The 12,735-nt window shown below is 72.6% G+C and carries 11 protein-coding genes; 7 read left to right on the top strand and 4 right to left on the bottom strand.

Annotated features, from left to right (window positions below; translation table 11 throughout):
- The first annotated feature begins 2 nt into the window (after positions 1-2).
- Genes ACZ55A_RS06290 through ACZ55A_RS06300 form a run of 3 tightly spaced genes read left to right on the top strand, consistent with a single transcriptional unit; the run spans position 3 to position 4,196 of the window.
- Positions 3-2,018: a PEP/pyruvate-binding domain-containing protein gene (locus ACZ55A_RS06290; protein WP_468836579.1), complete on the top strand. Its 2,016-nt coding sequence runs from the start codon at positions 3-5 to the stop codon at positions 2,016-2,018.
- Positions 2,015-3,352 carry an MFS transporter gene (locus ACZ55A_RS06295; protein WP_468835074.1) on the top strand — a complete coding sequence of 446 codons (1,338 nt, stop codon included), beginning with the start codon at positions 2,015-2,017 and terminating at the stop codon, positions 3,350-3,352. Before ACZ55A_RS06290 ends, ACZ55A_RS06295 begins: the two co-directional genes overlap by 4 nt.
- Before the next feature lie 22 nt (positions 3,353-3,374).
- Entirely contained in the window at positions 3,375-4,196 is an 822-nt protein-coding gene (locus ACZ55A_RS06300; RefSeq protein WP_468835077.1) for a class I SAM-dependent methyltransferase, read from the top strand.
- A gap of 82 nt (positions 4,197-4,278) precedes the next feature.
- Here ACZ55A_RS06300 and ACZ55A_RS06305 read toward each other — a convergent pair whose 3' ends face one another.
- From ACZ55A_RS06305 to ACZ55A_RS06320, 4 genes are read right to left on the bottom strand one after another with little or no spacing between them, the layout of a single operon-like run.
- Positions 4,279-5,436 carry an XdhC family protein gene (locus ACZ55A_RS06305; RefSeq protein WP_468835079.1) on the bottom strand — a complete coding sequence of 386 codons (1,158 nt, stop codon included), beginning with the start codon at positions 5,434-5,436 and terminating at the stop codon, positions 4,279-4,281.
- Positions 5,429-7,570, bottom strand: coding sequence for a xanthine dehydrogenase family protein molybdopterin-binding subunit (locus tag ACZ55A_RS06310; protein ID WP_468835082.1), 2,142 nt, complete (start codon positions 7,568-7,570; stop codon positions 5,429-5,431). The genes ACZ55A_RS06305 and ACZ55A_RS06310 overlap by 8 nt, the downstream gene beginning before the upstream one ends.
- Entirely contained in the window at positions 7,567-8,559 is a 993-nt protein-coding gene (locus ACZ55A_RS06315; protein ID WP_468835085.1) for an FAD binding domain-containing protein, read from the bottom strand. The genes ACZ55A_RS06310 and ACZ55A_RS06315 overlap by 4 nt, the downstream gene beginning before the upstream one ends.
- Positions 8,556-9,146 carry a (2Fe-2S)-binding protein gene (locus ACZ55A_RS06320; RefSeq protein WP_468835088.1) on the bottom strand — a complete coding sequence of 197 codons (591 nt, stop codon included), beginning with the start codon at positions 9,144-9,146 and terminating at the stop codon, positions 8,556-8,558. Before ACZ55A_RS06320 ends, ACZ55A_RS06315 begins: the two co-directional genes overlap by 4 nt.
- A 355-nt stretch (positions 9,147-9,501) precedes the next feature.
- Between ACZ55A_RS06320 and ACZ55A_RS06325 the strand changes: the two genes are divergently transcribed.
- From ACZ55A_RS06325 to ACZ55A_RS06340, 4 genes are all read left to right on the top strand, one after another.
- On the top strand, positions 9,502-10,107 hold the full coding sequence (locus ACZ55A_RS06325; RefSeq protein WP_468835091.1) for a TetR/AcrR family transcriptional regulator: 606 nt from the start codon (positions 9,502-9,504) through the stop codon (positions 10,105-10,107).
- Positions 10,108-10,411: 304 nt separating this feature from the next.
- The gene (locus ACZ55A_RS06330) at positions 10,412-11,113 is read left to right on the top strand and encodes an LPXTG cell wall anchor domain-containing protein (protein ID WP_468835094.1); all 702 of its coding nucleotides are present in this window, start codon (positions 10,412-10,414) and stop codon (positions 11,111-11,113) included.
- 177 nt (positions 11,114-11,290) lie between these two features.
- Entirely contained in the window at positions 11,291-11,527 is a 237-nt protein-coding gene (acpP, locus tag ACZ55A_RS06335; protein WP_468835097.1) for an acyl carrier protein, read from the top strand.
- Complete coding sequence (locus ACZ55A_RS06340; RefSeq protein ID WP_468835100.1) at positions 11,524-12,720, top strand: beta-ketoacyl-[acyl-carrier-protein] synthase family protein; 1,197 nt, start codon at positions 11,524-11,526, stop codon at positions 12,718-12,720. The genes acpP and ACZ55A_RS06340 overlap by 4 nt, the downstream gene beginning before the upstream one ends.
- Positions 12,721-12,735: the final 15 nt, after the last annotated feature.

A 12,735-nucleotide genomic window follows, 5' to 3' on the forward strand; every position in this document is an offset into this window, starting at 1 on the left:
CCATGACCACCGCCGCCCTGTCCGCCGGCGCACCGCGCCCCGTCCCCGACCGGACGACCGTGGGGGAGCACCTCTCCCTCCCCCTCTTCCGCACCCTGTCCGGCACGCTGGCCGGTCACCCCTACCTCAAGGTCGTGGTGGACCGCACCGAGGAGACCTGGCACCTGCTCGACACGGCCGTCCACCCCTTCCACGTCGACTACATCGCCACCCGGATCCTGGGCATGGATCTCGCCGCGCTGGACTCGTGCCTGGACGCCTTCAACGCCTCGGTCTACATGGACCCCGAGCGCCGGTTCCTGCTGGGCGTGCTCTCCTTGCACACCGACACCGCCACCGACGGCCGGGAGCGGCCCTTCCTCGTCCTGGAGACGACCGAGGCCGACACCATGAACGGCCCACTGCTGGAGGAGTTCTACACCTTCGTCCGGCACCGTCTCGACGGCCGGCTGCCGCTGCTGCTGAAGCCGGCGAACCACGGGCAGGAGCACGAACTCGCCGCGATCAGCGACGTCCGGGTGCCGCGGATCCTCAGCCATGAGCTCTTCGGCAACCGCGCCCGGACCCCGCTCAACCCGGGCGAGGCCGTCGGCCGGCTGCGCCACTTCCGGGACGTCGAGGAGTACACGGCCGAGGCCGGCACCCTCGGCTGGTCCGACATCGTGGCCATGCCGTGTCTGCCCGACGACGTACCGCGGGTCGCCGGTTTCATCAACACCGCGCCCAGCACCCCGCTCTCGCACACCAATGTCCTCGCCTCCGGCTGGGGCATCCCCAATGCGATCGTCCGCGACCTGGACCGGCTCCTCGGGACGGACGACCTGGACGGCGCCTGGGTCCGCTACGAGGTGCGGGACGACGACATCACCCTCGTACGGCTCGCCCAGCCGCCGGCAGCCGAGGCACCGGTGTGGCACCAGCACCGGATCCGGCTGCGCACCCCGCTGCTGGAGGACGCGGCGGCGCTGCCCCTGCACCGGCTGCGCCGCACCGACCAGGACCGCTACGGCACCAAGGCGGCCCACCTCGGCGAGCTCCATCACGTCCTCGCCGGCCGCACCGCCGACCTGACCGCCTTCTACGGACGGCAGCGGCCGCCCCGGGCCGACCTCTATGCCCACCTCGCGGCCCGGCTGGGCGCCGCCCCGGCCACGCGGGGCGACGAACTGCGCGCCGCCGCCCTCGCGTTCGTCCGCAGCACCGTCGCCGCCCCCGACGGCATCGCCCTGCCCTTCGCCCTCCAGCACCGCTTCCTGACCTCCTCCCCCGCCGTACAGCAGGGCATCGGCAAGCTGAAGATGGCGCTGGAACTCGACGCGGCCGAGGCGGTGGACGCGCTCTGTCTCCAGCTCCAGCACCTCATCCGGCACGCCCCGATGCCCGACGAGGTGGGCCGCCAGATCCTGGGGGCGCTGCCCGCCGGTGCGGACGCCGGCGGCCGTCTCGTGGTGCGGTCCTCCTCCAACGCCGAGGACCTGCCCGGGTTCTCAGCGGCGGGTGTCTACGACTCGGTGACCACGGTGCACGGTCCGGACGAACTCCTGGACGCGGTACGCCAGGTGTGGGCGTCCCTGGTGTCGCCGCGCAGCGTCCGGCTGCGTCATCAGGCGGGCATCTCGCTCGACGACACCTATATGGGGGTGATCGTCCAGCGGTATGCGTCCGCGGATCTCGGTGGCGTACTGGTGACCTGCAACCCGACCCGGCGGGCGGACTTCCGCAACGTCTACCTCAACTGCTCCCCCGGCTCACCCGAGACCGTCGTCGACGGCACCACACTGCCGCTCCAGTACCTCTACAACACGGTCGAGGGCGGCGGCCGCACCGTCGCGCTCGGCTCGGCCGGCACGGACCTGCCGGCCGGCACCCGGGGCCGGCTGGCCCAACTGGCCCTTGCCGGACGGCTGTTGCAGTCCCACTTCAGCGACGAGGACGTCGAAGGACCGCTGGACATCGAATGGCTGATGACCGATCAGGGTCACTTCCACCTGGTCCAGATCCGCCCCTACGCGCGGTGAGCCGCCACCTCACCGGCCGACGGCGCGCCCGCGCACCGCAGGGCGGGCCCCCGTCGCCGCGGGCCCGCCGCCTCATCCGGCTCAACAACGGCTTCCAGCTCCTGTTCAACCTGTTGTGGTGGATGCCGGTGTTCTACGCCTACCAGCGGCAGGCGGGCCTGACCGACGGACAGATCTTCGGCATCCAGAGCATCTACTACCTCGCGTTCTGTCTCTTCGAGATCCCGACCGGACTGGTGGCCGACCGCCTCGGCACCCGCAACTGCCTGCGGGCCGGCGCCGTCGTGATGACCGCGGCCAACCTGGCCCCGGTCCTCACCCCCAGCTACACCGGCTTCCTCGTCCACTTCCTGCTCATCGCGGCCGGCCGCTCCCTGACCTCCGGTGCCGCCAGCGCCTACCTCTACGACGGCCTGCGGGCCGAGGGCGCGGACGCGCACTATCTGAAGGCCGAGGGCCAGGCCCGGGCGCTGGGTCTGGCCGCGAAGGTGCTCTGCTGGCCGCTGGTCGGCCCGTTGATGGCCGTTGCGCACTCCGCGCCGTATGTGCTGAGCGCGGTGAGCGCCGGCGGCTCCCTCCTCTGCGCCGTGGCGCTGCCCCGCCTGTCCACGGCGCGTCCCGCCGTCCACAGCCGCCCGGGTCCGGGCCGCCGCGGCCTCACCTTCCTCCACAACACCACGGCGGCGCTGCGCTGGGTCCGTACCACGCCCTGGCTCGCGCTGGTCATGGTGCAGGGCGTCGCCGTCTTCACCCTCTCCCGCATCTGCCAGGTCAACCTGTTCCAGCCGGTGCTGCTGGACCAGGGCATCGCGGAGAACGCCCATGGCGGTGTGCTGGCCGCCATGACCCTCGCGGAGGCGGTGGCCTCGGCCCGTCCGCAGTGGCTCACCACGCGGTTCTCCCCGGTGGCGTGGGTGTCGCTGCTCAGCCTCGCGATGGCGGCGGCCCTGGCGGGCCTCACGCTCGGCGGCCCCTGGACCGCGATGGCCCTGCTCTGCCTGTTCGCCGCGGTCACCGGCTTCGCCTATCCGCTCCAGCGCAAGCTGATGAACGACGCCATCCCGGCGGGCGCACCCCGCGCCACCCTGCTGTCGATCGAGAGCCTGGTCGACCGGGCGGTGTGCGCGCTGGCTGCGGTCGCCGCGGGCGCCTATCTCGCGGCGCACCGTCTGGACGACCTGCTGTGGCACAGCGCACTGGCCACCGCCGCCCTGCTGGCCGTCCTGCACCTGCTGCTGCGCCTGCGTCGCCGACGCACCCGGCCCCGCGGGCGCACCCCGCACCCGGCGCCGCCCTCACGACCGGCGCCGTTCGCTCCGGCAGGAAAGCCCTGACCCTCCCCGTCATACTGGAAAGGTGCGGCATGGGGATGCCGGGCGTTACGGCGAGGACGCCTTCCGCCCGGAGGAGACCGGCGAGGCCGACCGCATCGATCTGGGCGCGCTCGCCTACGACGCGGTGAGCACCGCCCGGCTGGCGGCGCTGGGAGCCGGTCCCGGCTGGCACTGCCTCGAGGTGGGCGCCGGGACCGGCACCGTCGCGCGATGGCTGCTGGATTCGGCGGATGTCACCTCCGTGCTCGCCGTGGACCGTGACACCCGGTTCCTCACCGGCGGCGGCACGACGGGTCTGGTGGCCCAGACCGCCGACATCACCGCACCGCACTTCGACCCCGGCCGCTTCCACCTCGTGCACGCCCGCTTCGTCCTGATGCATCTGCGCTGCTGGCGCCGCCTGATCGCCAAGCTGAGTTCGCTGCTCGTCCCCGGTGGTGTGCTGGTGCTCAGCGATGCGGTCGACCTCACGACCGCCTCGGCACCGGCAACCCCGTACACCAAGGTCATGCGCGCGATGTGGCAAGCACTCCGGGAGTCGATCGGCACCGACATCTCCTGGGTGCCCGACTGCCCTTACCTCCTCCAGGAGGAAGGACTGCGCCCCGTGGCCGCCGAGATCCATGTGCCTCCGCTGCTCACCGACAGCCCGATCAGCCGCTTCTGGGCGGACACCTGGCAGCGGACACGGGGGGCGATCCTGGCGACGGGTCAGGTGGACGAGGCACAGTTCGAGCGGGCTCTGGAGGCCCTCTCCGCAGGGGAGTGCGCCGCCCTCTCCCCCGGCATGCTCACCACTTGGGGCTGGAAGCCACCGCACTCCGCTAGTGGCTCCCGCACTTGAACGGCCGTAGAAACTCACGCCCCTGCGGACTGGCCCTATCCAGGGCAGTTCGTTCCCTGCGGCTCAGGTCGTTCCGTGCGGCTCAGGCCGCCGCGGAGGACCCGGCCGGGCCGGTGCCCCCCTCGTCCGTGTCGTGGTGGATCGGTGTCCCGGAGCCGGTCAGCGGCCGGCCGGTACCGCCCTGCCGGGCCGCGACGATCTCGGCCGCGATCGACAGGGCGGTCTCCTCGGGAGTACGGGCACCGAGGTCGAGGCCGATCGGGGAGCGGAGCCGGGCCAGTTCGCGTTCGGTGAGGCCGGCCTCGCGGAGCCTGCGGTGACGGTCCTCATGGGTGCGGCGCGAGCCCATCGCGCCGACGAACGCGACCGGCAGCCGCAGGGCCACCTCCAGCAGGGGGACGTCGAACTTGGCGTCGTGGGTGAGCACGCACAGGACCGTACGGCTGTCGGTCCCGGTGCGCTGGAGGTAGCGGTGCGGCCAGTCGACCACGATGTCGTCGGCCTCGGGGAAGCGCGCCCTGGTGGCGAATACGGAGCGGGCATCGCACACGGTGACGTGGTAGCCGAGGAACTTTCCGGTACGCACCAGCGCCGCGGCGAAGTCGACCGCACCGAAGACGATCATGCGGGGCGGCGGCACGCTCGACTCGACGAACAGGGTGAGGGCGGTGCCGCAGCGCGCTCCGCCCTCCGAGAGGTCGAACGTTCCGGTGCGCCCGGCGTTCAACAGGGCGCGGGCCTCGCCCACCACCGTGCGGTCCAGCTCCGGAGGTCCGCCGAGTTCACCTTCGTACGAGCCGTCGGGGTGCACGAGCAGCGCCCTGCCGAGGAGTTCGGCCGGTCCCTGGGCCACGCGGGCGAGGGCCGCCGTCCCGCCTCGGGCGGCGGCCGACAGCGCCGCCGCGCACACCGCCCTGCCGGGCGCATCCGCCCGCACCGGCACCACCAGGACCTCGATGACGCCACCGCAGGTCAGTCCCACGGCGAAGGCGTCCTCATCGCTGTAGCCGAACCGTTCGCGCACCGCCTTGCCGTCCCGCAGGGCCTCGACGCACAGGTCGTACACCGCGCCCTCGACACAGCCGCCGGAGACCGAGCCGATGGCCGTGCCCTGGCCGTCGACGGCCAGGGCGGCGCCGGGCCGGCGCGGCGCACTGCCGCCCACGGCCACGACGGTGGCGACGGCGAAGTCCCGCCCCTCCTCGGCCCATCGGTTCAGCTCGTCGGCGATGTCAAGCATCCCGGTCGCCTCCCGGTGCCGTTCCCGCACCGAGGACCCGGTCGGGCCGGATCGGCAGCCGGCGGTGGCGGACGCCGGTCGCGTGCCAGACCGCGTTGGCGATCGCCGCCGCGGCTCCCACGATCCCTATCTCGCCTATGCCCTTGATCCCGACGGGGTCGCCCGGCATGGGGTCGTCCACCCAGTCGGCCTCGATGAGCGGAACGTCGGCGTTCGCGGCGAAGTGGTAGTGCGCGAAGTCCGCGCCGACATGGGCGCCCGAGGCCGGGTCCCGGCCCGCCTCTTCGTGCAGCGCCATGGAGATGCCCCAGGTCATGCCGCCGAGGAACTGGCTGCGCGCGGTCAGCGGGTTGATGATGCGGCCTGCGGCGAAGATGCCGAGCATCCGCCGTACCCGTACCTCGCCGGTGGTGGCGTCGACGGCGACCTCGGCGAACTGCGCGCCGAACGAGTGCCGTTCCTGCTGCGCCAGCTCGCTGACGGCCGCGGAGGTGTCCGACCGGACCGTGATGCCCTGCGGCGGAATGTCGCCGCCCAGGGCCAGTTGCTCGCGCAGCTCGGCCACCGCGGCCGTGACCGCCCAGCCCCAGGAGCGGGTGCCCATCGAGCCGCCCGCGATCCACGCCGGGCCGAAGTCGCTGTCCGCGATCCGCACCCGGATGCGCTCCGGCGCCACCTCCAGGGCGTCCGCGGCGATCAGGGTCAGCGCGGTGCGCGCCCCGGTCCCGACGTCCGCCGCGGTGATCCGTACCGTGAACGTACCGTCCGCCTCGGCCGTCACGGACGCCGTGGACGGGATGACCCCCGACGAGTAGGTGGCCGCCGCCGTGCCGGTCCCGAGCAGCCAGCGCCCCTCGCGGCGCAGCCCGGGACGCGGGTCCCGCTCGGACCAGCCGAACCTGCGGGCCCCCTCCTCGAAGCAGCCCAGCAGATTGCGGCTGCTGAACGGCAGCCCGGAGACCGGCCCGACGGCCGGTTCGTTGCGTGCCCGCAGCGCGATCGGGTCCACACCGCACTTCTCGGCGAGTTCGTCGAGCGCGGACTCCAGGGCGAACGAGCCCGGCGCCTCGCCCGGCGCACGCATCCAGGTCGGCGTCGGCACATCGAGCCGTACGACGCGGTTGACGGTGTGGTGCGCATCGGCGTCGTACAGCACCCGCCCCAGGTCGGCGCTGGTCTCGATGAATTCGTGGACGGTCGAGGTGAGGTTCTGGGCCTGGTGGTCCAGGGCGCGCAGCCGTCCGTCGGCGTCGGCACCGAGCCTGACGCGCTGCACCGTGGGGCTGCGGTAGCCGACGAGCGAGAACATCTGCCGGCGGGTCAGGGCGACCCTGACGGGGCGCTGGAGGACGGTCGCGGCCAGTGCGGCGGCCACCTGGTGGGGGCGTACGCCCTTGGAACCGAAGGCGCCGCCGACGTGTTCGGAGCGCACCCGCACCGAGGCCGGGTCAAGGGAGAACAGCTTGGCGAGCTCCTGCGCGACCCACATGCTGCCCTGGTTGGAGTCGACGACCTCCAGGCGGCCGTCCTCCCAGCGGGCCGTCGCGGCGTGCGGCTCCAGCGAGCTGTGGTGCTCCTCGGGGGTGGTGTACTCCGCGTCCACGACGACGGCGGACGCGGCGAGTTCGGCCTCCAGGTCCCCCTTCGTCACCTGGGCACTGGGCGACTCCGGCGTGTACGAACCGGGCCGTCCGGCGAAGAACTCGACGTCGTGCGGCTCCTCGTCGTACTGGACCACCAGCGCCTCGGCGGCCTCGCGCGCCTGCTCGGAGGTCTCGGCGACGACCAGCGCCACGGGCCAGCCCGCATACGGCACCTGATCGTGCTGGAAGAGCCCGACGACCGGGTCGGGCCGCCCCAGTGTGCCCACATAGTCCACGTCGACGCGCGGGGCGTTGCCGTGGTGCAGGACGGTGAGGACTCCGGGCATCGCGCGTACGGCTTCGGACTCCACGGTCCGGATGCGGCCGCGGGCGATGGTCGACAACACCAGCCAGCCGTGGGCGAGTTCGGCGAAGGGTATCTCGCCTGCGTAGCGGGCCGCTCCGGTGACCTTGGCCAGGCCCTCCACCCGGGTGTGTGCGGCGCCGACGGCGCCCCGTACCGCGGTGGTTCCCGTGGTCGTGGTGGTCATCGGGCGGCCTCCTCGGTGAGCTCGGTCAGCAGGGCCGTGACGAGGTTGCGCATCAGCGTCACCTTGTATCCGTTGTGGGGCAGCGCCTCGGCGGCTGCCAGTTCGGCGTCCGCGGCGGCGGCGAACGCCTCAGCGTTCGCCGGCCCCCCGGTCAGGACCCGTTCGGCCTCCCGGGCCCGCCACGGCCGGGACGCCACCGCCCCGAAGGCGAGGCGGACTTCGCGTACGGCTCCGTCCTGGACGTCGAGGGCGGCGGCGAGCGAGCCGATGGCGAAGGCGTACGAGGCGCGCTCGCGCACCTTCCGGTAGCGGGAGTGGGCGGCGACCGGTGCCGGCGGCAGGGTGAGGCCGGTGATCAGCGCGCCGGCCGGCAGCGCGGTCTCCAGGTGCGGGGTGTCCCCCACGGGCAGATAGAAGTCGGCGAACGGCAACTCCCCCGGACCGTCGGCCGTTTCGTACGACACGACGGCGTCGAAGGCGGCGAGCGCCACCCCCATGTCCGAGGGGTGGATGGCCACACAGTGCTCGGAGGCGCCGAGGATCGCATGGTTGTGGTGGTCGCCCTCGATGGCGGGGCAGCCGCTGCCCGGGGCGCGCCTGTTGCACGGCTTGGCCGGGTCGGTGAAGTAGCCGCAGCGGGTCCGCTGGAGCAGATTTCCGCCGACCGTGGCCATATTGCGCAGCTGGCCGGAGGCGCCGGCCAGGACGGCCTGCGCCAGCGCCGGATAGCGGCGCCGGACCTCGGGGTGTGCGGCGAGGTCGCTGTTGGTGACCGTCGCGCCGATGCGCAGACCACCCTCCGCCGTCAATTCGATGTGGTCCAGCGGAAGTTCCCGTACATCGACGAGCAGCGCGGGCCGCTCCACCCCGGACTTCATCAGGTCGACGAGGTTGGTGCCGCCGCCGAGCGCCCGCGCATCGGGACCCGCGCCGAGCAGGGCGACCGCCCCGGCGACATCGGACGCCCGCTGATAGCCGAATTCCCTCACGCCGCTTCCTCCGTACCGGTCGGGCCGGCGGTGGCACAGGCCCCGCCGTCCTGCTGCGCCTCGGCCTCCGCCGCCTGCGCGACCGCCTGCACGATCGACACATAGGCGCCGCACCGGCAGAGGTTGCCGCTCATCCGCTCCCGGATCTCGTCGGCGGTGAGCGGAGGCGGTCCCGCCTCTGGCCGTATGTCGGCGGTCGCGGCGCTGGGCCAGCCCGCCGCATGCTCCTCGATCACCGCGATGGCCGAACAGATCTGGCCCGGTGTGCAGTAGCCGCACTGGTAGCCGTCGAGGTCGAGGAAGGCCTGCTGCACCGGGTGCAGCCGCTCCCCGTCCGCCACCCCCTCGATGGTGGTGATCGCCCGGTCCTCCGCGGCCACCGCGAGTTGCAGGCAGGACAGGGCCCTGCGGCCGTCCATCAGCACCGTACAAGCACCGCACTGGCCATGGTCACAGCCCTTTTTGGTACCGGTCAGATCAAGGCGCTCACGCAGGGCGTCGAGCAGAGTGGTGCGGTGGTCGACGGGCAGCGTGTGCTTCTCGCCGTTGATGTTCAGGGTGATGGCGCTGGACGTCGATAGGGCCATGGTCAGCCTTCTTTCGCGTATGCGGTGCGCGGCGGGCGTCGGGGCGCGGGCCTGATACCGGGTGGTCGACCTGGAAGTCGAGCGACCCCCGGCCTTCCGGAGCGTGCGGTCGGACGAGACGATTCCGGCGGACAGTTCGTACGGAGTTGGCGCTGAGTGGGGAGCGGCGTCAGCTTGGGCGCCGGCGGCGGCTGCGGAGGCGAGAGGCCGGAAGCGGTGGCCACCGGTCATCCACGCCGGCTGCATCTGCCGCTATGGTGGGCCTAAGCGGACAGCTGTCCGCTGGTGTCAAATCTACCGGACAGTTGTCCGGTTAGCAAGACCGGCCCAGCCGTGATTCCCGGAAGGAGGACGAGTGCAACAGAAGAAGGAAGCGCCACTGCGCTCGGACGCGCAACGGAATCGCGAGCGCATCCTGGAAGTGGCCCTGGCGGAGCTGACCCGCTCGGCCGACGCCCCGCTGAGCGCGATCGCGAAGAAGGCGGGCGTCGGACAGGGCACGTTCTACCGCAACTTCCCCAACCGCGAAGCCCTCGTGCTGGAGGTCTACCGCTACGAGGTCCAGCAGGTCTCCGACACCGCGGCCCAGCTCCTGGAGACCCGCGCACCCGACCGGGCCCTCCGGGAGTGGATGGACCGCCTCGCCCAGTACGCCATGGCCAAGGCAGGACTGGCCGACGCGATGCGGAAGGCCACCGCACACGGCAGCCTCGCCGGACTGGGCCACGGCCCGGTGACCTCGGCCGTCGCCCTCCTGCTCAAGGCGAACGAGGAGGCCGGCACCATCCGCCCGGGAGTGACCCCCGACGACTTCGTGCTCGCCATCGCCGGCCTCTGGCAGATCGACCCGCACAGCGACTGGCAGCCGCGCGCCGGACGCCTCCTCGACCTCGTCATGGACGGCCTGCGCACCGGCGCCCCGACCCACGGACCGGGCACCGCACCCGCGGACCGCGCATAGCGTCCGGCACAGCCCGTTCACACCGGACCGCGACGCCCGGCCGGCGGGTCCGCCCGTTCTGGGGCCAGCACGCGCTCACTTAGAGAGACCCCCCTAGAGGCGGACGCCTGAGCCGCGGCCCCTGGGCGCCCTCCACAGGGCCGTCGTGTCGGATCGTTATCTCCGACTTGTTGGGACAGTTGCCGTCGAATGAGACGCATGGGGTGTGAAGGGCCTTGACGGACCGGTGGGACTGGCTGGAATCTTTCCTCCTCCCCCCACGTGTCACTCTCAAACTCCATCACTTTGAGGCGGGAACACGCCCATGCGCACCCTCAGCTCAGTCTGCGCGGCGTCCGCGGCCCTGGCGGCAACCTTGCTGCTGCCCACGGCCGCGTACGCGCACAACACCCCCGGCGACAACGGCACGGTCAAGATCCACGATGCCCGGACCGGCGAGGCGCTGAAGAAGAACGAGCCGCACGTCTGCACCTTCTACCTGGACGCCTTCGGTTTCGACGGCCTCCAGAAGGTGGACTGGCGGATCGCCGAGTGGCCGCCGACCGGCACCAAGGACAAGACCGCCGACTCCGGCTCCATCACCCTCGACGCGGACGGACACGGCCGCACCGAGGACCAGAAGCTGCCGGACGGTCACTACAAGCTGTACTGGAACTTCGACGGCGAGAAGGGCGCCGCCAAGCACAAGGTGTTCTGGGTGGACTGCGCGGACGAGAACGGCACCGGCCCGACTCCGTCGGCGTCCGCGTCCGAATCGGCGTCCCCGAGCTCCACGGCGTCCGAGCCGGGAAAGCCCTCCACCTCCGGCTCCCCGTCGGCGTCGGACACCAGTAGCGCGCAGCCCGGCCCGTCGGCGAAGCCCAGCGCGTCGGCCACGCCCGGCGACGGCAACCTCGCCGAGACCGGGTCGAACGCCGGTGTGCTGACCGGAGTTGCGGTGACACTGCTCGCCGCGGGCGGCGGAGTCATCCTCGCCATGCGGCGCCGGGCGCGCGTCCAGCGCTGATCCGGCGGACCGGCGGCGGCGTCGGCCCCACCTCCCCGGGGTCCGGCGCCGCCGCCCGGCCAGCGCCCGGTGTGCCCCCGTATATGCAGGTCAAAGCGCCACAGACAGGCAACGCGGGGAGCGGTAAACTCCGTCCGCGCGGGCCCGAAAAGGGCGTTCTTGGGGAGGCCGTGGCGGATGACCGATGACGTTTTCGAGAGAGTACGGGCCTGTGCCGTCGAGGTGTTACAGGTCAAGCCGGAAGAGGTGACCGCGGAGGCGGTCTTCACGGATCACCTGGGGGCCACCAGTCTGACCCTGGTGGAACTGGTCATGGCACTCGAGGAATCCTTCGGTGTCGATCTGCCCGATTCCGGCGTCGAGTCGGTACGGACCGTTCGCGACGCCTGCGACCTGGTACGTGGGCAGTTATGAAGGGCGGCCGGCGGGTGGTCGTCACGGGCCTGGGCAGCGTCACGGCCGCGGGCGCCGGCTGCGCGGCCCTGTGGGGGGATCTGCTCGCCCCCGCACCACCGGGGCACCGTCCGATGGACGACTGGGACCCCGCGCCCTGGATGAGCCGGGCCGAGGTCCGGCACACCGACCGCTGTACCCAGTTCGCGGTGGCCGCGGCCGAATTGGCGGTGGCCGACGCCGGCGGTGCGAAGGCGCTGACCGCGCGGAGCGGACCGGAGCACGCGGGTGTGGTGCTCGGCACCGCGCTGGCCGGGGTGTCCACGATGGAGCAGCAGTCCCTGCTGCGCGAGGCGCGCGGTGACAAACGGGTCTCGCCCTTCGTCGTACCGATGATCATGCCCAACGCGGCGGCCGCCGCGGTCTCCCAGCGGCTCGGCTGGCAAGGGCCCTGCGAGACACTGACCACCGCCTGCGCCTCCGGTACGCACGCCCTCGCCTCGGCAGCACGGCTGATCGCGTACGGCGTCTGCGACACCGTCCTCACCGGCGCCACCGAGGCCGCCGCGTACGGCACGGTCCTCGCGGGCTTCAAGAACATGCGCGCGCTGTCGGCCACCGGCCGCACCCGGCCCTTCGACCGTGACCGTGACGGCTTCACCGTCGGCGAGGGAGCGGCCGCGCTGGTGCTGGAGGCGGCGGATACCGCCGGGGCGCGGGGCGCCAGGGTGCTCGCCGAGGTGCTCGGCGCGGCGAGCACCGCCGACGCCCACGATGTGACGGTGCCGCTCCCCGACGGCTCCAGCGCCGCCCGGTGCATGCAACTGGCCCTGCGGGACGCGGCGCTGGCCCCGTCCGACATCGCGCAGATCAGCGCGCACGGCACCGGCACGCTCCAGGGCGACCTCGCCGAGTCCAGGGCACTGGCGCGGGTCTTCGGGAGCGAGGGGCCTCCGGTCACCTCCGTCAAGGGATCAACGGGCCACGTCTTCGGGGCCAGTGGCGCACTGGAGGCCGTGGCCGCGGTGCTGTCGATGGCCCACCGTCTGATCCCGCCCGTCCAGGGCCTGGCCGATCCGGACCCTGGGCTGGCGCCCGGCACCGACCTGGTACGGGCGGCGCCGCGCCCCTGGACGCCGGGGCCCGTGCTGTCCAATTCGTTCGGCTTCGGCGGGCACAACGGAAGCCTGGTGCTGGGGCCCGCCGGACCGTGAGCAACGGGAAGATCG

It is taken from the genome of Streptomyces sp. NPDC034111 (genome assembly GCF_055575375.1).

Excerpts from the sequence above, each read along its gene's own strand:
- acpP (WP_468835097.1), top strand. The coding sequence starts at position 11,291 with ATGACCGATGACGTTTTCGAGAGAGTACGGGCCTGTGCCGTCGAGGTG.
- ACZ55A_RS06310 (WP_468835082.1), bottom strand. The coding sequence starts at position 7,570 with ATGACCACCACGACCACGGGAACCACCGCGGTACGGGGCGCCGTCGGC.
- ACZ55A_RS06290 (WP_468836579.1), top strand. The coding sequence starts at position 3 with ATGACCACCGCCGCCCTGTCCGCCGGCGCACCGCGCCCCGTCCCCGAC.
- ACZ55A_RS06330 (WP_468835094.1), top strand. The coding sequence starts at position 10,412 with ATGCGCACCCTCAGCTCAGTCTGCGCGGCGTCCGCGGCCCTGGCGGCA.
- ACZ55A_RS06320 (WP_468835088.1), bottom strand. The coding sequence starts at position 9,146 with ATGGCCCTATCGACGTCCAGCGCCATCACCCTGAACATCAACGGCGAG.
- ACZ55A_RS06305 (WP_468835079.1), bottom strand. The coding sequence starts at position 5,436 with ATGCTTGACATCGCCGACGAGCTGAACCGATGGGCCGAGGAGGGGCGG.
- ACZ55A_RS06340 (WP_468835100.1), top strand. The coding sequence starts at position 11,524 with ATGAAGGGCGGCCGGCGGGTGGTCGTCACGGGCCTGGGCAGCGTCACG.